Raw genomic sequence first — 19,850 nt, 5'->3', positions numbered from 1 at the left:
AGCGGCGCGCGCACGGCGCCGTAGCGGGCGTTGGTCCGGTGCACGAAGCGCCGCCACGACAGCACGAGGCCCTGCTTGGTGATCGGCAGCCCGCTCGCGACCGTCACGCCGTTGTCGTGCGTGTGGTGCACCGTGAGCAGCAGAGCGCGCGGCACGGAGCCCTCGAGGTCCGCCGCGAGCTCCTCGCGCACCGCCATCCAGCGGCGCAGCACCACGACGACGCTCGCGCTCAGGACGTGCTCACGCACGGTGCGGTGCTTGCCGTGCGTCAGCACGACCCTCCCCTCCCCCGCCCGGGCACCGCCGGGACCGAGGTCGATCGCGTCGACCGTGCAGCGCAGGAGGTCCGAGTAGCGCGCGCCCGTCGCCCGCGTGAGCCCGGCGATGACGGCGAGACGGACCGTCTCCGGCTTGGCCGCCTGCGTCATCGCCTCGGTCGCGAGCGTGCGCCACACCCACTCCGCCTCGGCCAGGGTGACGGTGGGGCGCGGGTACCGCGCAGGCCCCCCTGCCGGGGCGCCCGCCGGTCCGTCCGTCGGCGTCGTCGTGGGCCCGGGGTGGGGTGCTTCGCGGGAGGTCACGGTCGGAGTGTAGCGCTTGGCACACTATTTATGACGTCTACGCTCGAACCGTGCCCGCGACGCCCCTCCCCTCGACGATCGCGGCGCCGGTGGACCGCGAGCTCGTGGTCAAGAAGTCCCGTTTCCTCGCCCACCTCGCCCCGGTCGCCGACGTCACGGAGGCCGACGCCGTCGTGGCGGCGATCCGCAAGGAGCACTGGGACGCCCGGCACCACTGCGTCGCGCTGGTCGTGGGCACGCACGCGGACCGGCAGCGCTCCTCCGACGACGGCGAGCCCTCCGGCACCGCAGGGGTCCCCATGCTCGAGGTGCTGCGCCACCGCGACGTCACGGACGTCGTCGCCGTGGTCACGCGCTACTTCGGGGGCGTGCTGCTCGGCGCCGGTGGCCTCGTGCGCGCCTACTCGACGGCGGTGAGCGAGGCCCTCGACGACGCCCGGCTCGTGCGGCGCGCCGTGCGCACCCGCCTGACCGTGGACGTGCCGCACGCCGAGGCGGGCCGGCTGCACGGAGTCCTGCAGGACTGGGCGACGGCCCACGACGGCGTGCTGGACGGGGTCGCGTACGAGGCCGAGGCGCGGTTCACGCTCCTCGTCCCGCCGGACGAGCTCGACCGGTTCGACGCCGACCTCGCGGCGGCGACGTCGGGTGCGCTCGCCGCGGTGCGCGGAGAGGACCGCGTGGTCGACCTCGGCCGTTGAGCGTCAGGCGCTGACACCGTCCGGCCCCACGACCGCGCCGTCGGGCACGCGCGACGACCCGCCCGGGTCGGCCAGCGCCGCGTCGTCGACGACGGTGACGCCCGAGCCGAAGGTCCAGTCCCCCCGGACCGTGAGCGAACGGGCGCCCCGCAGGGAGGGCGTGCCGTCCGCGAAGCGGGCGTCGAACCCGGCGATCGTCTTGTAGTGCGCGCCGTCGAGGTCGACGAACGGCGCGTCGGTGCGCGCGACGAACCGGTACTCGTCGTCGAGGTCGTACACGTCCGAGCGGAGCACGAGCAGGTCGTTCGTCGTCTTGACGGGCAGGAACCGGTCGCGGCCCACCTCGATGGCGACGGCGCCGTCGAACACCTCGACGGCCGCGCCCATCGCGGACTCGATCTGCACCACCTCGGGCGACGACGGGTCCGTCGGGTCGACCGTCTTCGTGTTGCGGATGAGGGGCAGCTCGAGCACTCCCCCGGTCCGGTCCAGCTCGGCCGCGAGCGCCTCGAGGTCGAACCAGAGGTTGTTGGTGTTGAAGTACCGGTGGCGGGAGATGTCGGCGGCGGCGTCCTGGTCGTCCTTCGGGGTCTGGGCGGTCTCGCGCAGGACGAGGCGGCCGTCGGAGCGGCGGACGACGAGGTGGCCGCCCTTGCGGTCGGCGGGTGTGCGGCGGGCGACCTCGGCGGCGAAGGGTGCGCCGCTGGCGGCGAACCAGCCGGCCATGGCGGCGTCGGGTGCGGCGCCGAGGTTGTCGGAGTTGGAGACGCTGGCGTAGCGGTAGCCGGCGTCGAGGAGGGCGCGCAGGGCTCCGGAGGCGTACAGGGCGGTGTAGAGGTCGCCGTGGCCGGGCGGGCACCACTCGAGCGAGGGGTCGGCGGGCCAGTCGACGGGTGTGAGGTCGGTGGCGAGGAGCTTGGGCTCGCGGTTCTGGAGGAAGTCGAGCGGGAGGCCCTCGACCGCGAGGTCGTCGTGGGGTGCGAGGGCGGCGAGGGTGTCGGTCTGCGTGCGGAAGCTGTTCATGAGCAGCAGGGGCAGGCGGGCGCCGGTCGCGCGCCGGGCGGCGCGGACCTGGGCGACGATGACGTCGAGGAAGGTGAGTGCGTCGTGGTCGCGGTCGGGGTCGGCGTCGCGCACGGTGAGGAGCGACTTGGCGCGGTCCATGCCCATGGAGGTGCCGAGGCCGCCGTTGAGCTTGATGACGGCTGTGCGCTCGAGGGCGGCGCGCGCGTCGTCGGCGGGGACGTCGAGGTCCTCGCGGCGCACGACGTCGGTGAGGGGGTCGACGTCGGACTCGGGGACCATGCCGGTCGCGCCGGACTCGAGGAGCCGGTAGAAGCGCGTGAAGACGTCGATCGCGGCGGGGGCGACCCCGGCGTCGCGCATGCGGTCGGTCGACTGGGTGAGGCCGGTGCGGCTCGACGGGCTGCTCATGTGCCGATGCTAGAGGCGGCCGTGGGCGGCGGCCCGGGCGGCGGGTGAGACGCGGGTCACATGCCTACGGTGGGCGGATGGAGGGCTCGGGGTTCGTGACGTGGCTGGGCTCGTGGTTCTGGGCGGGTGACTACGACGTCGCGCGCGAGGTGCTGCAGCGCGGGACGGCCGCGGTCCTCGTGGTGGCGTTCTGGGCGGTGGTGCGGCAGTGGCCCGTGCTGCTCGGCGAGCGTGGGTTGACGCCCGCGGTGCGGCTGCTCGGGCGCACGTCCTGGCGGGACGGGCCGAGCGTGCTGCGGTGGCGGTGCTCGGACCGGTTCGTGGTCGGTCTGGGCGCGGGCGGCGTGGTGCTGGCAGCGCTGCTGGTGGCGGGGGTGCCGCAGCTCGGGCCGTGGTGGCTGCCGATGGTGGCGTTCCTCGTGCTGTGGGCGGCGTACCTGTCGGTGGTGAACGCGGGCGGTCGGTTCTACGGGTTCGGCTGGGAGTCGCTGCTGTGCGAGGTGACGTTCCTCGTCGCCTTCCTCGGGTCCTCCGGTGGTGGGGTCGCTCCGCCGGTGCTCGTGCTCGTGCTGGCGCGGTGGTGCCTGTTCCGGGTCGAGCTGGGCGCGGGGCTGATCAAGATCCGCGGGGACCGGGTGTGGCGCGACCTGTCGGCGCTGGACTACCACCACGAGACGCAGCCGCTGCCCGGCCCGTTCTCGTGGCACGCGCACCGGGCGCCACGGTGGTGGCACCGGGTCGAGGTCGCGGGGAACCACGTGACGCAGCTCGTGGTGCCGTTCGCGTTCTTCGCGCCGCAGCCGGTCGCGAGCTGGGCGGGGGCCCTCGTCGTGCTCACGCAGCTGTGGCTCGTGGTGACGGGCAACTTCGCGTGGCTGAACTGGTTGACGGTCGTGCTCGGGCTGTCGTTGGTGAGCGACGGGTCGTGGGCGGTGGTGGGCGGCTGGTTCGGGCTCGGCCCCGGCGTGCCGACGGGCACGGCGACGGCCGCCGCTGCCGACGGCGCGGGCGGGCTCGGTGGGCCGGTCGCCCAGGTGGTGGTCGTCGTCGCGGTGACGGCGCTGCTGCTCGTGCTGAGCTGGCGGCCGGGGCGCAACCTCGTCGCACGCCGCCAGCTGATGAACGCGAGCTTCGAGCCGTTCCGGCTCGTCAACGCCTACGGGGCGTTCGGGTCGGTCTCGCGCCGCCGGGACGAGGTGGTGCTGGAGGGCTCGACGGCGCGGTCGCCGGGTCAGGACGACTGGCGCGAGTACGCGTTCCGCGGGAAGCCGGGAGACGTCCGGCGTCGTCCGCCGCAGGTCGCGCCGTACCACCTGCGCCTCGACTGGCAGATGTGGTTCCTGGCCCTGGGGTCACCGGGCGTCGGCTGGTTCGAGGTGCTGCTGCTGCGCCTGCTCGAGGGCGACGCGGCGACGCTGCGGCTGTTGCGCGGAGACCCGTTCGCCGACGACCCGGCGGGGCCCGCACCGCGGTGGGTGCGCGCGCGGCTGTTCCGGTACCGGTTCACGACGCGCGAGGAAAGGCGCCGCACGGGCGACTGGTGGGTGCGTCACGAGCTGGCCGTGCTGGTGGACCCGGTCGACCTCGCGCGCATGCGGGCGCTGCTCGGCCGCGACGCGTGAACCGCCGCGACCGGTGTTCCTGCGAGCCGTCTACGCGAAGCGCGACGGGTCGCCCGCGCCGACGCGCACGACCTCGGGGACGCCCTCGGACGCGTCGACCACGGTCGTGGGTGCGCTGCCGCGCTCGCCGCCGTCGACGACCGCGTCGACGACGTGGTCGAGCTCCTCCTTGATCTGCCACCCGTCGGTGAGGGCGTCGCTGGTTCCCGGCAGGATGAGCGAGCTCGACAGGATCGGCTCGCCGAGCGCCGCGACGATCGCCTGCGCCACCGTGTCGGCCGGGATGCGCACGCCGACGGTCTTCTTCTTCGGGTGCGCGAGCCGGCGCGGCACCTCGGAGGTCGCGCGGAGGATGAACGTGTACGGGCCGGGCGTCGCGGCCTTGATCGCCCGGAACACGGAGTTGTCGACCATGACGAACTGGCCGAGCTGCGCGAAGTCCGCGCACACCAGCGTGAAGTGGTGGCGGTCGTCGAGGTGGCGGATGCGCCGGATCCTGTCGGCGCCGTCGCGGTCGTCCATGCGGCAGCCCAGCGCGTACCCGGAGTCGGTCGGGTAGGCGACGAGCGCGCCGTCGCCGAGCATCGCGACGACCTGAGAGATCGCCCGCGGCTGCGGGTTGTCGGGGTGCACGTCCAGGTACCGGGCCATGGGTCCGAGACTAGGCGTGCGCGGACCGTGCTGCCGCCCGGGCGTGCGGTCGGACGTACGATCGCGCGACGGCGCGTCCGGGCCGCCGGCTCAGCCCGGCACCGTGGCCAGCACGCGGCGCAGCTCCGCCGGGCTGGCGTTCCCGCCCGTGCACATGACCCCGACGCGGCGACCGGCGAACCGGTCGCGGTCGGCCAGGACGGCGGCCAGGCCGGCCGCACCCGCGGTCTCGGCGACGGTGCGCGCGCCGGTGAGGAAGAGCCCGGCGGCGCGGTCGATCGCGTCGTCGTCGACGAGCACGAAGTCCGCGAGGTGCTCGCGCAGCACCGCCTGCGTCAGGGCGAACCCGCACCCGGTCGCGAGGCCCTCGGCGCGCGTGCGGATCGCGCGCGACTCGAGCGTCCCGGCGCGCCAGGAGTCGTGCGCCGCCGGGGCGGCGTCGGACTGCACCGCGACGACCTCGAGGTCCGGCGCGAGCGCGGCCGCGACCAGGCACGCGGCGGCGGCACCGCTCCCCCCGCCCACGGGGACGACGACCGCCTCGAGGTCGGGCGCCTGCTCGAGCAGCTCGAGGTAGGCCGTCGCGACGCCCGCGACGAGGTGGGGCTCGTTCGCCGCGCTGACGAGGCGCGCGCCGCGCTCGGCGGCCAGGGCCGTGGCGCGGGCGCGCGCGTCGTCGAACGTGGCGCCGTGCAGCACGAGGTCGGCGCCGATCGCCCGCACGGCGGCGGCCTTGGTGGGGTTCGGGTCGCGCGGCATGACGATCGTGCACGGCGTCCCGGTCGCACGGGCGGCGTGGGCGACGGCCTGCGCGTGGTTGCCGGTGGAGAAGGCGGCGACGCCCCGGGCGCGCTCGGCGTCGGTGGTGCGCAGCAGGAGGTTGAGGGCTCCGCGCACCTTGAAGGCGCCGGTGGGCTGGAGGTTCTCGTGCTTGACGACGACGCGGGCGCCCGTCGCGTCGTCGAGGGGCGCGTAGCGGCGCACGGGCGTGGTCTCGAGGTGCGCGGCGAGGAGCCTGCGGGCGTCGAGCACGTCGCGCAGGGTCGGCGGCGCGAGCTCGACGGCCGGCGCGCCGGGTGCGGCGGCGGTCCCCGGCGGGGTGGGCGTGGTGTCGGTGCGGACCATGCGTCCACGGTCCCGCGCGCGCACCCATAGGTCCAATGCCTGTTCGCGCTGCACCCATCGGCGCCATCGATACGTCGCGTACGGTCGTGCCATGGACCTCACGAGGTTGCGCGTGCTCGCCGCGGTGGCGCGCGAAGGATCCGTGACCGGCGCGGCGCGGGCGCTGCACTACGCGCAGCCGTCGGTGAGCCACCACCTGGCCCGGCTCGAGGCGGAGGTCGGGGTGCCGCTCGTGGCACGCCACGGGCGGGGCGTGCGCCTGACGGAGGCCGGGCTGCTGCTGGCCCGCCGCGCGGAGGAGATCCTCGGGCGCGTGGGGGCCGCGCGCGAGGAGGTCGAGGCCCTGGCCGGGCTCGCCGCGGGACGCGTGCGCCTGGCGGCGTTCCCGTCGGCGCTCGCGACGCTCGTGCCCGACGTCGTCGCGCGCCTGGGGCGCGAGCACCCCGGACTGGGCGTGGGACTCGTCGAGGCCGAGCCGCCGGAGGCGCTGGCGGCGCTGCGGCGCGGGGCGGTCGAGGTCGCGCTCGTGTTCGAGCACGACCGGTCCCCCGCGGATCTCGACGGGCTCGTCGCCGTGCCCGTGCTCACCGAGGAGCTGCACCTCGTCACGGCCGCAGGCCCCGCCTCGCTCGACGGCCTCGCGGACGCGGACTGGATCGCCGGCTGCGAGCGCTGCCGCGCCGACCTCGTGGCCCGGTGCGAGCGCGCCGGGTTCACGCCGCGCGTCGCGTTCGAGACGGACGACTACGTCGCCGTGCAGGCGCTCGTGGCCGCGGGTGCCGGCGTGTCCGTCCTGCCCGGGCTCGCGCTGCGGGCGCACCGCCACGACGGCGTCCGGACCGACCGGCTGCCCGGGGCCGAGCGCCGGGTGCTCGCCGTGACGTACGGCGACCGCCCGCCCCCGGGCGCCCGGGCGGTCGTGGCGGGCCTGCGCGTCGCGGGCGCCGGCACCGGCACCGGCACCGGCGGCGCACCGGGCTGACGGCCCCGCTCAGGGGACCCGTGCGACGTCCGGCGCGGCGACCACGAGCAGGACGACGCACAGCGCCGCCACCGCCATGGACAGCGCGAACGGTGCGCGCGAGCGCGGCCGGGTCGCGCCGACGACGCCCGCCGAGGCGGCCAGGACGAGCGCCACGACCCCGCCGGCCCACGCCGCGACGCCCGGTGCGCCCGCGGGGGCGAGCACCACGACGACGACCGCCGTGGCGAGCAGCGCGGGCGCGACCACGCTCGCCGTGCGACGCCCGAGCCGGTGCGGGAGCCCGCGCACGCCGGTCGCGGCGTCGTCCTCGAGGTCGGGCAGCGTGTTGGCCACGTGCGCGCCGGAGCCGAGCAGCGCCGCCGCGGCGAGGGCCCAGCCCGCGGGCACGCGGTCGCCGGGCGCGGCGAGCACGACGAACACGGCGAGCAGCGCGAACGAGACGGCGTACGGGGCCCACGACCACCAGGTCGCCTTGAGCCCCGCGTTGTACGCCCACGCCCCGCCCACGGCGACCAGGTGCACGACGCCGGGCACCGGGCCCGTGGCGAGGGAGAGCACGGCGCACGCCGCGAGGGCGACGAGCGCGGCGCCGCGCAGCGCGCCGGGCGTCACGGCACCGCTGACCACCGGCTTGTCGGCGCGACCGACGGCGAGGTCGCGGCGGGCGTCGATCCAGTCGTTGGACCAGCCGACGGACAGCTGGCCCGCCAGGACCGCCGCGGTGACGAGCACCGTGGTCGCGGCGCCGGCGCCGATGCCGAGGGACAGCGCGCACGCGAGGGCCGTGACGAGCGCCGCGGGAGCGGCGTGCGCCGCGACGACGAAGCCGCGCGCGGTCGCGACCGCCGACGGGCCGGACCGTCGGTCGGCGGACGTCCCCGGCGGCTGCGGCATGCGGGCACGCTAGCAGCGGCGCCGTCGCTCGCACCGTCCCCGCGCGAGATCGTCGGACCGGTGGCACGATGCCGACATGTCGCGTCTCGTCGCGGTCGGGACCGCGCTCCCCGACCGGTCCCACACCCAGTCGGAGATCACCGACGTCATCGCCCCGCTGCTCACGGACGACCCCGTCCGCACGGCGCTCGCGCGGCGGCTGCACTCCCACGCGGGCGTCGACGTGCGCCACCTCGCGCTCCCGCTCGGCGAGTACGCAGGGCTGCGCACGTTCGGCGCGTCCAACGACGCGTTCCTCACCGCGGCGACCGACCTCGCCGAGACGGCCGCGCGCCGCGCCCTCGACGACGCGGGCGTGGCCGCGCACGACGTGGACCACGTCGTCGTCACCTCCGTGACGGGCGTCGGCGCCCCGTCCGTCGACGTCCTCCTCGCGGCCCGGCTCGGCCTGCGCGCGGACGTGCGACGCACGCCGTCGTTCGGCTGGGGCTGCGCCGGCGGTGCCACGGGCCTCGCCCGCACCGACGACCTGCTGCGCGGGCGACCGCGCGACGTCGCCCTCCTCGTCGCGGTCGAGCTGTGCTCCCTGACGCTGCAGCACGGGGACGACTCGACGGCCAACCTCGCGGCGAGCGGGCTGTTCGGCGACGGCGCCGCCGCGGTCGTCGTCGTGGGCGACGAGCACCCGCTCGCACGACGCTCCCACGGCACGAGGGCACCGGTGGCGGCACGTCGCACGGCACGCGTCGTCGAGTCCCGCTCCACCCTGCACCCCGGCACCGCCGACGAGCTGGGCTGGCACGTCGGCGACACCGGATTCGAGGTCGTCCTCTCCGCGCGTCTGCCCGAGCTGGTCGGCGCCCACCTCCTGGGCGACGTCAAGGCGCTGCTCGTCGAGCACGACCTCACGCCCGACCAGGTGCCCACCTGGGTGGTGCACGCCGGCGGTCCCCGCATCCTCGACGCGGTGCGCGACGCGCTCGGCCTCGACGAGACGCACCTGCGGCACAGCCGCGAGAGCCTGCGCCGCACGGGGAACCTGTCGTCGGCGTCCGTGCTGCACGTCCTCGCCGCGACGCTCGAGACCTCCACCGCGCCACCCGGCTCCCCCGCCGTCCTCATGGCGTTCGGACCGGGCGTGAGCACCGAGCTCGTGCTGCTGCGGCTCGACGGCGCGCCGCCCGTCGAGCACGGGACGACCCACCGCGTGGGAGCCGTGGCGTGAGCCTCGCGTGGTACGTCGCGCTCGTCGGGGCGACGGCCCTCGAACGGCTCGCGGAGCTCGTCGTGTCCGCGCGCAACGCACGCTGGTCGTTCGCACGGGGCGGGATCGAGACCGGGCGCGGCCACTTCCCCGCGATGGTCGCCCTGCACACGGGGCTCCTCGTCGCGTGCGTCGCCGAGGTCTGGCTCGCCGACCGGCCCTTCCTGCCCTGGCTCGGCTGGACCATGCTCGTGCTCGTGCTCGCGAGCCAGGGGCTGCGGTGGTGGTGCATCGCGACGCTCGGCCCCCGCTGGAACACGCGCGTCATCGTCGTGCCCGGCCTGCCGCTCGTCGACCGCGGCCCGTACCGCTGGCTGCGCCACCCCAACTACGTCGCCGTCGTCGTCGAGGGGATCGCGCTGCCCCTCGTGCACACCGCGTGGGTGACCGCGATCGCGTTCACCGTGCTGAACGCCGTGCTGCTCGCCGCCTTCCGCATCCCCGCCGAGGAGCGGGCGCTGGGCCTCGTGCGCGACGCACCGTGACCGAGGGCGTCGACGTCCTCGTCGTCGGCGGCGGCCCCGTCGGCCTCGCCGCCGCCGTGCGCGCCCGCGCGGCCGGGCACGACGTGCTCGTCGTCGACAAGCGTGCGGCCGTCCTCGACGGGGGCCTCGACAAGGCGTGCGGCGAGGGTCTCCTGCCGGGCGCCCTCGACGCGGTGCGCGAGCTCGGCGCGGACCCCCCGGGCCACCCGCTCGCCGGCATCAGCTACCGGACCGCGGACGGCACCCGGCACGCGGAGCACCCCTTCGGCGCCGGGCCCGGGCGCGGCGTGCGGCGCACCGCCCTGCACGCGGCCCTGCACGCCCGCGCCGTGGACGTCGGCGCGCACGTGCGGCACGCGACCGTGCGGGAGCTGCACCAGGACGCCCGCGGCGTCGAGGTCGTGCTCGCCGGGACGCGCGGCGCGACGACGCGCGTGCGGGCCCGCTGGGTGCTCGGCTGCGATGGCCTGCACTCGACCGTCCGGCGCCTCGCCGGCCTCGACGGTGCGCCGTACCGCACAGCGGCGTCACGGTACGGGCTGCGCACGCACTACCGCGTCGCGCCGTGGTCCGACCTCGTAGAGGTGCACTGGTCGGCGCACGCCGAGGCGTACGTGACGCCCGTCGCGCCCGACCTCGTCGGCGTCGCGGTCCTCGCGCCGCGCGGCGCCGCTCCGGCGGACGGGGTCGATCTCCTCGCCCGGTTCCCGGAGCTGGCCGCGCGTCTGGCGGGCGCGCCCGTCGAGGGGCGCGTGCTGGGCGCCGGGCCGCTGCGCCGTCGGGCGCGACGCCGCACGGCGGGACGGGTGCGGCTCGTCGGCGACGCCTCCGGGTACGTCGACGCCCTCACCGGGGAGGGCGTGCGGGTCGGGCTCGCGCAGGCGCAGGCCGCCGTCGACCACCTCGACGACGCCGCCGGCTACGAGCGGGCGTGGGCGCGCGCCACGCGCGACTACCGCCTGCTCACGACCGGGCTGCTCGCGTGGGCGTCCAGCCCGGCGAGGGGCGCGATCGTGCCCCTCGCCGCGGCCGTGCCCCCGCTGTACGCGGCGGTCGTCGAGCGCCTCGCCCGCTGAGGCGGCCGTGGGACGCGTGCCGACCCGCCGCGCCCGGGCGGTGCCTCAGCGGCGTGGCTGCGCCGGGTTGGTCGGCACGCCCTGTGACGGCGGGTTCTGCGGCGGTCCCTGCGTCTGCGGGCTCACCGGGCTGCCCCCGGACGGCGGTGGAGCCTGCTCCGGCGCGACGCCCGACGGGTCGCCGCCCGACGGCTCCGCACCGTCGTGCAGCTCCTGGAGCCGCTGCTCGAGCACCTGCACGACGGGCAGCCGGTCGCCGTGCGCGCGCTCGTACGCGAGCAGCGTCTCGACCCCGCCCGCGTCGAGCGACCGGATGCGGTGCCCGAGCGCCGCGACCGGCAGGTGGTCGTAGTCGGGCACGGGCAGCTCCTCACGGGCCGTCCCGTCGGGTCCGGTGCCGTGCGTCGCGTCGTTCGTCATCGCCCCTCCTTCGTTCGCGGTGGACGGCCACCGTAGGCACGGGGCGCGCCCGCTCGCCGCTCGGGCACCGCCGGGCGACCGTCGGCCGGGTCCCGCGTGCGTACGACGCGGTCGCCTCCCAGGCTGGGGGCATGGCGACCCCGGACCTCGACCCGCGCACCGGCGCGCGCCGCGCACCCGACGGCGCCGGCTCGCGCCCCGTGGCCCTCGTCACCGGTGCGGAGTCCGGCATCGGCCGGGCGTGCGCCGTCGCGCTCGCCGAGGCCGGGTTCGACCTGGCGCTCACCTGGCACGACCCGGACCACGACCCCGCGCGCACCGCCCGGGAGGTGCAGAACGCCGGCGCCCGCACGGTGCTGCGCCGGCTCGACGTGACCGACGTCGCCGCCCTCGCCCCCGCGGTCGACGAGATCGCCGACGAGCTCGGGCGGCTCGACGCGCTCGTCAACGTCGCGGGCACCGGCACCTCGACCCCGCTCCTGGACCTCGACCTGGCGCGGTGGCGCGAGGTGATCGCCACCGACCTCGACGGGCCGTTCGTGCTCCTGCAGGCCGCGGCGCGCCGCATGGTCGCGGGCGGGCGCGGCGGCCGGGTGCTCAACGTCACGAGCGTCCACGAGCACGCCCCGCGCGTCGGCGCCGCCCCGTACTGCGCCGCCAAGGGCGGCCTGGGGCTGCTCACGCAGGTCGCGGCGCTCGAGCTCGCCGAGCACGGCATCACCGTCAACGCGGTCGCGCCCGGGGAGATCGCGACGCCGATGACCGGCCAGGAGGACGAGGACCCGCACGCCGCCCACCGCCCCGGCGTCCCGCTCGGACGGCCGGGGGACGCGCGCGAGGTCGCCGCCGTCGTCGCCTTCCTGTGCGGGCCGTCCGCCACCTACGTGACCGGGGCCTCCTGGGCCGTCGACGGCGGCATGCTGCGCATGGGGCCGATGGCCGGCTCGCACCTGACGTCCGACGACTGGCGCACGCCGTGACCGCCGTGACTGCCGTCGGACGGCACGTCCCCACGGCCCCACGAGTACCACCGGCCCGTACACCACCGCCCACCAGCACCGAGGAGCGAGCATGACCCGTCACACGCCGTCCGATCCCGACCCCACCGAGTCCTCCCGGCGGTCCCCCGCCGCCGACTTCTCCGCCAGCGGCGACGTGCAGCCCGGCGAGACTCCGCCCGCGGAGGACCAGGTGAGCGCCCCGCAGGGCCACGACGAGCAGGGCCCCGCACGCGCCGTGCCGTGGATCTGGGTCGCGGTCATCGGCGGCGTCGCGGTGCTCGCCGCGCTCTACTTCGTCGGCTACGCCGTCGGGCTGCTCGACTGACGCCGTCCGCGGCGCCTGCCCGGACGTGGGACGCCGCCGCTAGCGTGCGGGCATGATCCTGCGCGTGCTGCCCGACCGGTTCGTCCTCGCCCACGACCCCGGGGCGACGTTCCCGGAGGACGACGAGTGGGTCGCGCTCGTCCGCGCGCCCGAGGGCCTCACCACGCTGCGCCACGCGTCGCCCTTCGGTGGCGACGGCGAGCGCTGGGCGGGGCTCTACGCCGACGCGCACGGCCTGGACGAGCCGGGCGTGCTCGCCTCCGCCCTCGTGCCGCTCGCGGACGCCGGCGTCCCCGTCTTCGTGGCCTCGACCTTCCACGCGGACCTCGTGCTCGTCCCGGAACCGCGGCTCGAGGAGGCGGTCGACGCGCTGCGCGCTGCCGGGCACGGCGTCGCCTGAGTCGACCGCGAGCGCGGAGCGCGCCCCGGCGTCTCGTGGACGCGGCGGCCGTCGCGGTGAAGGATGGGCAGCGGCCCGTCGGGGGCCGACCGAGGAGGACGCGTGGAACCCACCGCACCGCCGTCGCGAGCCGCGATCGTCACCGTCGACGACGACCCGGGCGTGTCCCGGGCCGTCGCGCGCGACCTGCGACGACGCTACGGCGACCGGTACCGCGTGGTGCGCGCCGAGTCCGGCGAGGAGACGCTCGCCGCGCTGCGCGAGCTCGCGCTGCGCGGGGAGGACGTCGCGGTCATCCTCGCCGACCACCGGATGCCCGGCATGACCGGCGTCGAGCTCCTCGAGCAGGCGATGGACCTGTACCCCGCCGCACGGCGCGTGCTCCTGACCGCGTACGCGGACACCGACGCGGCGATCGAGGCGATCAACGTCGTCGACCTCGACCACTACCTGCTCAAGCCGTGGGACCCGCCCGAGGAGAAGCTCTACCCCGTCGTCGACGCCCAGCTCGAGGCGTGGCGCGCCACCGACCGGCGCCGGCCGGACGAGGCCGTCGTCGTGGGGCACCGCTGGTCGGCGCGCTCGTCGCAGGTGCGTGAGTTCCTCGCACGCAACCGCGTGCCCTACCGCTGGTACGCGTCCGACTCCGACAAGGGCGCACGCCTGCTCGCCGCCGCGCGGACGGACGGCACCACGCTGCCGCTCGTCGTCACCCCGGGCGGCGACGCGCTGCTCGCGCCCGACGACGCGACCCTGGCCGAGAGGGTGGGGCTCGCGACCAGGCCGGCGGAGGAGTTCTACGACCTCGTCGTCGTCGGCGGGGGCCCGGCCGGTCTCAGCGCCGCCCTGTACGGGGCGTCGGAAGGCCTGCGGACGGTGCTCGTCGAACGCACCGCGACCGGTGGGCAGGCCGGGCAGAGCTCGCGCATCGACAACTACCTCGGCTTCCCCGACGGGATCTCCGGCGGGCAGCTCGCCGAGCGCGCCCGCCGGCAGGCCGTGCGGTTCGGCGCCGAGATCGTCACGACGCGCGACGCCGTCGAGCTCGTCGTCGACGGCCCCGCGCGCGGCGTGCGGTTCGGCGACGGCTCGTCGATCGACGCGCACGCCGTCGTCCTCGCCTCCGGCGTCACCTACCGGCTGCTCGACGGTCCGGGCCTCGCCGACCTCGTGGGCCGTGGCGTGTACTACGGCTCCGCCCTCACCGAGGCCGCCGCGTGCCAGGACCAGGAGGTGTACGTGGTCGGCGGCGCGAACTCCGCCGGGCAGGCCGCCCTCTACCTGGCGCGCGAGGCCAAGGAGGTCACGCTCGTCGTGCGCGGCGACACCCTGTCCCGCTCGATGTCCGCGTACCTCGTCGAGCAGGTCGAGGCGCACCCGCGGGTGCGCGTCCTGACCCGCACCGAGGTGGTCTCCGCCATCGGCGAGGACCACCTCGAGCACCTCGAGCTGCGCGACGCCGACACCGGCGCCACGACGCGCGTCGACTGCGGCTGGGCGTTCGTGTTCATCGGCGCCGCCCCGCACACCGACTGGCTCGACGGCCTCGTCGCTCGCGACGCGCGCGGGTACGTCCTCGCCGGGCCGGATCTGTCCCTCGACGGCGCACCGCCCGCCGGCTGGCCGCTCGACCGCGTCCCGTACCACCTGGAGACGTCCGTGCCCGGCGTGTTCGTCGCCGGGGACGTGCGCTCGGAGTCGGCCAAGCGCGTCGCGTCCGCGGTGGGTGAGGGCGCCATGGCCGTCATGCTCGTGCACCGCTACCTGGAACAGCTCTGAACAGCCCCGCACAGCTCTGAACGGTTCTTCCCCGCTCTCGGCCCGGATCGACACCACCGGAGGCGACACCATGACCGGCACCGACCAGTCCCCCACCCCGTCGGGCACGAGCGGCTGGCTGCCGTGCGACGTCGACGAGCTGCGCGCCACGTTCCTCTTCGAGCATCTCACCGACGACCAGCTCGCGTGGCTGTGCCGCACCGGGCACGTCGAGCACGCCGCGCCCGGCTGGCTGTGCCGCGAGGGCGAGCCCGCCGAGCACTTCTACGTCCTGCTCGACGGCGCCGTCGCGCTGTACCGGCAGGTCGGCGCCGACGACGTGGAGATCAGCCGCACGCACCAGGTCGGCGTCTACATGGGCGCGTGGAACGCCTACCTCGGGGACCGCCTGCCGCAGACGTACCTGCACAGCGCCCGGGTCCTCGAGCCCTCGCGCCTCTTCGTGCTCGCCGCGCCCGACTTCGCCAAGCTCATGACCGAGTGGTTCCCCATGGCCGTGCACCTGCTCGAGGGCATGTTCTGGGGCACGCGCGACGCGCAGCAGCTCGTGGGGCAGCGCGAGCGCCTCCTCGCGCTCGGGTCCCTGTCCGCGGGGCTGACGCACGAGCTCAACAACCCCGCCGCCGCGGCCGTGCGGGCCACCGGCACGCTGCGCGAGCGCGTCGCCGCGATGCGGCACAAGCTCGCCCTCATCGCCGACGGCCCGTACGACCGCGCCACGCTCGCGGTGCTCATCCGCCTCCAGGAGGAGGCTCTCGAACGGTACGCCGACGCGCGCGACGCGGACGCCGTCGGCGCCCTCGCGACCTCCGACCTCGAGGACCGGCTCACCGACTGGCTCGACGACCACGGCATGCCGGAGGGCTGGCGCGTCGCGCCCGCGCTCGTGCAGGCGGGCATCGACGAGCCGTGGCTCGAGCGGGTGGTGCAGCGCGTCGACGCCGGGGCGCTCACCGGTGCGGTGAGCTGGCTCGCGTACACCATCGAGACCGAGCAGCTCATGGCGGAGATCGAGGACGCGACGGTGCGCATCTCCTCCCTCGTCGGTGCCGCGCGCCAGTACTCCCAGCTCGACCGCGCCCCGTTCCGGCCCGTCGACCTCCACGAGCTGCTCGACTCCACGCTCACGATGCTCGAGCACTCCCTCGCCGGGATCGAGGTGGTGCGCCGGTACGACACGACGCTCCCCCCGGTGCCGGTGTTCGCCGCGGAGCTCAACCAGGTCTGGACCAACCTCGTCGAGAACGCCGCCCAGGCGATGGGCGCGCGTCCCGGCGGCCAGGAGCACGGCCACGGCACCCTCACGGTGACCACGCGCCGGGTCGACGACACGGCCGAGATCGAGATCGCCGACACCGGTCCTGGCATCCCCGAGACGATCCGGTCGCGCATCTTCGAGCCGTTCTTCACCACCAAGCCCGTCGGGCAGGGCACCGGGCTCGGCCTCGACATCTCCTGGCGCATCGTCGTGAACAAGCACCACGGCGACCTCGCCGTCACCTCCCGGCCGGGCGACACCCGCTTCGTCGTGCGCCTGCCGCTCACGGCCGCGCCGACAGACGTCGCGTGACCCGCTCGCCACGTGCGACCAGCGTCCCCGGTCCCGTCAGCGCACGGACACGAGCCAGCGGTGCAGCTCCGTCGCGAGCGCCACGGGTGCGTCGAGCTGCACGAGGTGCCCGGCGTCCGGGACGACGGTGAGCGTCCCGCCGACGGCGTCGCGCAACCGGTGCGCGCGGTCGACCGGCACCCACGCGTCCTGGGCGCCCCACACGACGTGCGTCGGCGCACGGACCTGCCCGAGCAGCGGTTCGAGCTCGGCCGTGTGCCGCTCGTCCGCCTGGGCGACCTGACGGTAGAACGCGGTCTGTCCGGGATCGCCCAGCCACGGCCCGACGAGCGCGGACAGCGTGTCGTCGTCCAGCCCGCGGTGGCTCGCGCCCCGCACGTACGCCTCGAGCGCGCCACGGTGCACGGCCGCCGGCAGCCGCTCGAAGACGTCGGCATGCTCCGCCACGAGGCGGAAGAACTGCGACCCCCACGGGCGCAGCACCACGGCGTCGACCAGGCAGACCGACGCGAGCGGGACCCCGTGCACCAGCCGGCCGCGCAGCGCGACGGCACCGCCGACGTCGTGCGCCACGACGTGCGCCGGGGTGCCGCCGGTACGCGCGTCCAGGCCCCACAGCGCGAGCAGGTCGGCGAACAGCTCGCCCTGCGTGGCCAGGTCGACGCGGTGGTCGGCGTGCTTCGACGACGCGCCGAAGCCGGGCATGTCCCACACGTGCACGGTGTGCTCGGTCGCGAGCGCCTGCGCGTACGGCGCCCACAGCGCGGAGGACCACGGCGTGCCGTGGCACAGCACGAGCGGTGGTCCGCTGCCCAGCCGTGCCCACGCGACCTCGCGCCCCCGCCACGTCGTGCGCTCCGTGAGCTCCACGCCCGCTCTCCTCACGTCGTCCCGGCCGGGTCCGGGCGACCCGACCGGCCACGGTAGCGGGCCGGCCCCTGCCTCGGCACGGCTAAACCGTGGACGCCGGGCCTGCACCGGCATAGCCTTCTCCCGTCCGGGCGTGCCGTCCGGACGCTCGACCGTGACGACGAACCAGGGAAGGCGGGTGGACCCGATGCAGCACGCGAGGTCCGCCGTCGTGTCCCATAGGGCGCTCGTCAGGTAGACGACGCCCCCGTCGTCCGCCTGCTGAGCCGTCCTGGGTCGTCGTCCTGGGGCGGCTCTCGTCGTCCCGAGGACCGGTACGACGGAGGGAGGCGGACGATGAGCGAGGTGGTCATCTACAACCTCGGCGGGAGCCAGGTGCTCGGCCGCGTCTCGCTGCGCCACGCGATCCGCATGCTGCACCGGCGCGTCGCTGCGGTCCTCGAGGCGGTGGAGGGCGAGACGTTCGGCCCGTACCAGCGGCCGCGCTCGGTGGAGCTCGTCCGGTACGTGCACGCCCGGTGGGTGTACGAGCGGCAGGGGCGGGTACCGTACTCCCGTGCGGCGCTGCTGCGCCGGGACGCGCACCGCTGCGCGTACTGCGGCGGGACGGCGACGACGATGGACCACGTGGTCCCGCGCTGCCAGGGCGGCACGACGACGTGGCTCAACGCCGTCGCGGCGTGCGAGCCGTGCAACGCGGCCAAGGGCGGCCGCACGCCCGAGGAGGCCGGCATGCGCCTGCGCAGACGCCCGTTCGAGCCGACGTTCCGCGACGTCTACCCGGCTCCTCAGCGCAGGGTCTCGCCGAGCAGCGCCCACGCGTCGGCGACCGGGGCGACGAAGACCGCCAGGACTCCTGCGGTGAGCACGTAGCGGCCGACGGCCGGGACGCGGCCGCACCCGCGGTCCTCCGACGGAGCGAGGACACGCGGGCGCGGCAGCCGCGCGCTCAGCCCGCGCGGCGGAACGGCCCCCACGAGGTGGCGCCGGGCTCCTGCCCGCGGGTCCACCACTGCGCGACCCACACGGCGCCGTCGTGGACGACGGCGTCGCCGGCGGTGAAGACCCGCGTGGGCGTCCACACGGGCGTGCCGTCCGCGTCGACGGCGAGCTCTTCCCACGGCCCCCACGGCGAGGCCCCGGGCGTGGTGCCGCGGGCGTACCACTGCGCGCGGTACAGCGCGCCGTCGTGCACGACGAGGTCGCCGGCGCCGTACGTCGCGCCGGCGTCGTAGGGCGCGGCGTCGACGGGACCGATCACGCCCGCTCCCGCGGAGGCGCGCACGATCGCCGGTACCGCCCACGTGGGGTCAATCCGCCCGTGGAGCGTGGGCGTCCAGCGTGCGGCGTCCTCGAGGCGGTCCGCCTCGGCGACCGAGGCGTTGTAGAGCCCGACGAGGTCGACGGGCGCGCCGTTCACCGTCGAGCCGGTCTCGAACAGCCGCTCGCCCTTCCACCGGGTGATCACGCGGGCCGGGTCGACGCCGTCGGCCAGCTCGAACGCGTTGTTCTCGGCGTAGATGCTCGAGTCGATCCCGGCGCCCCAGTAGTACTGGAAGATCCCCTCGCGCGTCCGCTCGTAGAGGTTGTCGTAGACGTGCACGTCGCCGAACCGCACACGCGGCGCGCGCTGGCCGACGTCGGTCCACCGGTTGTGGTGGTACGTCACCTTGTGCTTGCCCGCGTCCTGGGTGCGGCTGTCCGAGGACCCGAGGATCGCCGTCTTGTCGTGGTCGGCGAAGTGGTTCCACGAGACGGTCACGTAGTCGGACCCGTGCGTGACGTCGAGCAGGCCGTCGTGGATCTCGAACGGACGCCCGAACACCGTCGGGAGCGACGACGGCGGGTTGTCGCCGTCGTCGAACGTGCTGTGGTCCACCCACACGTTCTCCGACGTCCAGACCGACAGGTTGTCGTACGCCGAGTTCCAGTTCCCCGCCTCGCCGTCGCCCGGGTCCCACTCGGGGAAGCAGTCGCGCGCGTCGGACAGCGTCAGGTTTCGCACGATCACGTTGCGCGCGTCCCGCACGCGCAGGCTCGCGCCGACGACCCGCGCGTCGTCGCCGAGCCCGACGAGCGTGACGTTGGACCCGACGTGCTGGAGCGTGACCTTCGCCTGCGCGGCCGCGGCCGCGACGCGCGCGTCCTCCAGGGGGCCGGCGGGCGGCTCCCAGCCGTACGTCTCCGGGTCGTAGGCGGCGACGTAGTCCTCCATGGAGAACGGCTCGTCGGAGCCCTCGACGGGCACGGTCGCGGCGATCGCCTCGCAGCTCGTGCCCGCGAACGCGTCGATCTCCCCGTCGACGTAGACGATGCGCGGCGTGGTGCTCCCGCGTGCGTCCGCGCCCCCGAGCGCGGCGCGCAGCTCGTCCCACGTGTCGACGACTGCCACGTGCGCGTCGTCCGCCGCCGCACCGCCCGTGGTGCCGCCGTTCGCGGCGGCCCAGCCGTCGTCCGGCGCGAGCGTCTGCCGGCCGAGGTCCGTCGCCCCCGGTCCGCCCGGCGGCGCCGAGGCACCCGCTGCCGCACCGGCGCCCGTCGTCGCCAGCACCGCGGCCGTGGTCGTCGCGGTCAGCAGCCCGAGGGCTCGCGGGAACGCCCGACGTCGTGACATCACCCAACTCCTTCGTCGTGTGGTCAGTACTCGTGCAGCCAGTCCGGAAACCG

At 76.0% G+C, this 19,850-nt stretch carries 19 protein-coding genes and 1 pseudogene; 12 read left to right on the top strand and 8 right to left on the bottom strand.

The window, feature by feature from the left end; all coding sequences use genetic code 11:
• Nucleotides 1-35 precede the first annotated feature (35 nt).
• Nucleotides 36-428 (bottom strand): annotated as a pseudogene (locus ACFTZA_RS04800) (tyrosine-type recombinase/integrase); the annotation flags it as partial.
• Between the two features lie 203 nt (nucleotides 429-631).
• Here ACFTZA_RS04800 and ACFTZA_RS04795 point away from each other — a divergent pair.
• Complete coding sequence (locus ACFTZA_RS04795) at nucleotides 632-1,282, top strand: YigZ family protein (protein ID WP_378191333.1); 651 nt, start codon at nucleotides 632-634, stop codon at nucleotides 1,280-1,282.
• 3 nt (nucleotides 1,283-1,285) lie between these two features.
• On the opposite strand, the gene ACFTZA_RS04790 is transcribed toward ACFTZA_RS04795, so the two are convergent.
• Nucleotides 1,286-2,716 (bottom strand): UTP--glucose-1-phosphate uridylyltransferase, encoded by a 1,431-nt coding sequence (locus tag ACFTZA_RS04790; protein ID WP_378191331.1) that lies wholly within the window; start codon nucleotides 2,714-2,716, stop codon nucleotides 1,286-1,288.
• 77 nt (nucleotides 2,717-2,793) lie between these two features.
• Between ACFTZA_RS04790 and ACFTZA_RS04785 the strand changes: the two genes are divergently transcribed.
• Nucleotides 2,794-4,338: a lipase maturation factor family protein gene (locus ACFTZA_RS04785; protein WP_378191329.1), complete on the top strand. Its 1,545-nt coding sequence runs from the start codon at nucleotides 2,794-2,796 to the stop codon at nucleotides 4,336-4,338.
• A gap of 30 nt (nucleotides 4,339-4,368) precedes the next feature.
• Here ACFTZA_RS04785 and ACFTZA_RS04780 read toward each other — a convergent pair whose 3' ends face one another.
• Nucleotides 4,369-4,989 carry an L-threonylcarbamoyladenylate synthase gene (locus ACFTZA_RS04780; protein ID WP_378191326.1) on the bottom strand — a complete coding sequence of 207 codons (621 nt, stop codon included), beginning with the start codon at nucleotides 4,987-4,989 and terminating at the stop codon, nucleotides 4,369-4,371.
• A 90-nt stretch (nucleotides 4,990-5,079) separates the two neighbouring features.
• A complete protein-coding gene (locus ACFTZA_RS04775; RefSeq protein WP_378191324.1) occupies nucleotides 5,080-6,114 on the bottom strand; it encodes a threonine/serine dehydratase in 1,035 nt (344 codons plus the stop codon).
• Nucleotides 6,115-6,205: 91 nt separating this feature from the next.
• Between ACFTZA_RS04775 and ACFTZA_RS04770 the strand changes: the two genes are divergently transcribed.
• Nucleotides 6,206-7,096, top strand: a complete 891-nt coding sequence (locus ACFTZA_RS04770; RefSeq protein WP_378191322.1) for a LysR family transcriptional regulator — start codon at nucleotides 6,206-6,208, stop codon at nucleotides 7,094-7,096.
• 9 nt (nucleotides 7,097-7,105) lie between these two features.
• Here ACFTZA_RS04770 and ACFTZA_RS04765 read toward each other — a convergent pair whose 3' ends face one another.
• Entirely contained in the window at nucleotides 7,106-7,993 is an 888-nt protein-coding gene (locus ACFTZA_RS04765; RefSeq protein WP_378191320.1) for a UbiA family prenyltransferase, read from the bottom strand.
• A 76-nt stretch (nucleotides 7,994-8,069) separates the two neighbouring features.
• Between ACFTZA_RS04765 and ACFTZA_RS04760 the strand changes: the two genes are divergently transcribed.
• From ACFTZA_RS04760 to ACFTZA_RS04750, 3 genes are read left to right on the top strand one after another with little or no spacing between them, the layout of a single operon-like run.
• On the top strand, nucleotides 8,070-9,218 hold the full coding sequence (locus ACFTZA_RS04760; protein ID WP_378191318.1) for a type III polyketide synthase: 1,149 nt from the start codon (nucleotides 8,070-8,072) through the stop codon (nucleotides 9,216-9,218).
• Nucleotides 9,215-9,742: an isoprenylcysteine carboxyl methyltransferase family protein gene (locus ACFTZA_RS04755; protein ID WP_378191316.1), complete on the top strand. Its 528-nt coding sequence runs from the start codon at nucleotides 9,215-9,217 to the stop codon at nucleotides 9,740-9,742. Before ACFTZA_RS04760 ends, ACFTZA_RS04755 begins: the two co-directional genes overlap by 4 nt.
• Nucleotides 9,739-10,818 carry an NAD(P)/FAD-dependent oxidoreductase gene (locus tag ACFTZA_RS04750; RefSeq protein ID WP_378191314.1) on the top strand — a complete coding sequence of 360 codons (1,080 nt, stop codon included), beginning with the start codon at nucleotides 9,739-9,741 and terminating at the stop codon, nucleotides 10,816-10,818. Before ACFTZA_RS04755 ends, ACFTZA_RS04750 begins: the two co-directional genes overlap by 4 nt.
• 45 nt (nucleotides 10,819-10,863) lie before the next feature.
• On the opposite strand, the gene ACFTZA_RS04745 is transcribed toward ACFTZA_RS04750, so the two are convergent.
• Nucleotides 10,864-11,238, bottom strand: coding sequence for a hypothetical protein (locus tag ACFTZA_RS04745; RefSeq protein ID WP_378191312.1), 375 nt, complete (start codon nucleotides 11,236-11,238; stop codon nucleotides 10,864-10,866).
• A gap of 131 nt (nucleotides 11,239-11,369) precedes the next feature.
• Here ACFTZA_RS04745 and ACFTZA_RS04740 point away from each other — a divergent pair, with 131 nt between their 5' ends.
• The 5 genes from ACFTZA_RS04740 (at nucleotide 11,370) to ACFTZA_RS04720 (ending at nucleotide 16,313) form a co-directional block, all read left to right on the top strand.
• A complete protein-coding gene (locus ACFTZA_RS04740) occupies nucleotides 11,370-12,218 on the top strand; it encodes an SDR family oxidoreductase (protein WP_378191310.1) in 849 nt (282 codons plus the stop codon).
• A 91-nt stretch (nucleotides 12,219-12,309) separates the two neighbouring features.
• Complete coding sequence (locus ACFTZA_RS04735; RefSeq protein ID WP_378191308.1) at nucleotides 12,310-12,564, top strand: DUF6480 family protein; 255 nt, start codon at nucleotides 12,310-12,312, stop codon at nucleotides 12,562-12,564.
• 52 nt (nucleotides 12,565-12,616) lie between these two features.
• The gene (locus tag ACFTZA_RS04730; RefSeq protein WP_378191306.1) at nucleotides 12,617-12,964 is read left to right on the top strand and encodes an ACT domain-containing protein; all 348 of its coding nucleotides are present in this window, start codon (nucleotides 12,617-12,619) and stop codon (nucleotides 12,962-12,964) included.
• Nucleotides 12,965-13,066: 102 nt separating this feature from the next.
• Nucleotides 13,067-14,743, top strand: coding sequence for an FAD-dependent oxidoreductase (locus tag ACFTZA_RS04725; RefSeq protein WP_378191304.1), 1,677 nt, complete (start codon nucleotides 13,067-13,069; stop codon nucleotides 14,741-14,743).
• Nucleotides 14,744-14,813: 70 nt separating this feature from the next.
• Nucleotides 14,814-16,313, top strand: a complete 1,500-nt coding sequence (locus ACFTZA_RS04720) for an ATP-binding protein (protein ID WP_378191302.1) — start codon at nucleotides 14,814-14,816, stop codon at nucleotides 16,311-16,313.
• 36 nt (nucleotides 16,314-16,349) lie between these two features.
• On the opposite strand, the gene ACFTZA_RS04715 is transcribed toward ACFTZA_RS04720, so the two are convergent.
• A complete protein-coding gene (locus ACFTZA_RS04715) occupies nucleotides 16,350-17,183 on the bottom strand; it encodes an alpha/beta fold hydrolase (RefSeq protein ID WP_378191300.1) in 834 nt (277 codons plus the stop codon).
• A gap of 336 nt (nucleotides 17,184-17,519) precedes the next feature.
• On the opposite strand from ACFTZA_RS04715, the gene ACFTZA_RS04710 reads away from it, so the two are divergent.
• Complete coding sequence (locus tag ACFTZA_RS04710; RefSeq protein WP_378191298.1) at nucleotides 17,520-18,056, top strand: HNH endonuclease; 537 nt, start codon at nucleotides 17,520-17,522, stop codon at nucleotides 18,054-18,056.
• Between the two features lie 76 nt (nucleotides 18,057-18,132).
• On the opposite strand, the gene ACFTZA_RS04705 is transcribed toward ACFTZA_RS04710, so the two are convergent.
• Nucleotides 18,133-19,797 (bottom strand): carbohydrate-binding protein, encoded by a 1,665-nt coding sequence (locus tag ACFTZA_RS04705; RefSeq protein WP_378191295.1) that lies wholly within the window; start codon nucleotides 19,795-19,797, stop codon nucleotides 18,133-18,135.
• Nucleotides 19,798-19,850 lie beyond the last annotated feature (53 nt).

It is taken from the genome of Cellulosimicrobium sp. NPDC057127, from assembly GCF_042670945.1.
GTDB lineage: Bacteria > Actinomycetota > Actinomycetes > Actinomycetales > Cellulomonadaceae > Cellulosimicrobium.
This window is presented reverse-complemented; position numbering and strand designations above follow the sequence as displayed.

Excerpts from the sequence above, each read along its gene's own strand:
- ACFTZA_RS04775 (WP_378191324.1), bottom strand. The coding sequence starts at position 6,114 with ATGGTCCGCACCGACACCACGCCCACCCCGCCGGGGACCGCCGCCGCA.
- ACFTZA_RS04785 (WP_378191329.1), top strand. The coding sequence starts at position 2,794 with ATGGAGGGCTCGGGGTTCGTGACGTGGCTGGGCTCGTGGTTCTGGGCG.
- ACFTZA_RS04740 (WP_378191310.1), top strand. The coding sequence starts at position 11,370 with ATGGCGACCCCGGACCTCGACCCGCGCACCGGCGCGCGCCGCGCACCC.
- ACFTZA_RS04765 (WP_378191320.1), bottom strand. The coding sequence starts at position 7,993 with ATGCCGCAGCCGCCGGGGACGTCCGCCGACCGACGGTCCGGCCCGTCG.
- ACFTZA_RS04730 (WP_378191306.1), top strand. The coding sequence starts at position 12,617 with ATGATCCTGCGCGTGCTGCCCGACCGGTTCGTCCTCGCCCACGACCCC.
- ACFTZA_RS04735 (WP_378191308.1), top strand. The coding sequence starts at position 12,310 with ATGACCCGTCACACGCCGTCCGATCCCGACCCCACCGAGTCCTCCCGG.
- ACFTZA_RS04720 (WP_378191302.1), top strand. The coding sequence starts at position 14,814 with ATGACCGGCACCGACCAGTCCCCCACCCCGTCGGGCACGAGCGGCTGG.
- ACFTZA_RS04770 (WP_378191322.1), top strand. The coding sequence starts at position 6,206 with ATGGACCTCACGAGGTTGCGCGTGCTCGCCGCGGTGGCGCGCGAAGGA.
- ACFTZA_RS04780 (WP_378191326.1), bottom strand. The coding sequence starts at position 4,989 with ATGGCCCGGTACCTGGACGTGCACCCCGACAACCCGCAGCCGCGGGCG.
- ACFTZA_RS04710 (WP_378191298.1), top strand. The coding sequence starts at position 17,520 with ATGAGCGAGGTGGTCATCTACAACCTCGGCGGGAGCCAGGTGCTCGGC.
- ACFTZA_RS04705 (WP_378191295.1), bottom strand. The coding sequence starts at position 19,797 with ATGTCACGACGTCGGGCGTTCCCGCGAGCCCTCGGGCTGCTGACCGCG.
- ACFTZA_RS04790 (WP_378191331.1), bottom strand. The coding sequence starts at position 2,716 with ATGAGCAGCCCGTCGAGCCGCACCGGCCTCACCCAGTCGACCGACCGC.
- ACFTZA_RS04745 (WP_378191312.1), bottom strand. The coding sequence starts at position 11,238 with ATGACGAACGACGCGACGCACGGCACCGGACCCGACGGGACGGCCCGT.
- ACFTZA_RS04760 (WP_378191318.1), top strand. The coding sequence starts at position 8,070 with ATGTCGCGTCTCGTCGCGGTCGGGACCGCGCTCCCCGACCGGTCCCAC.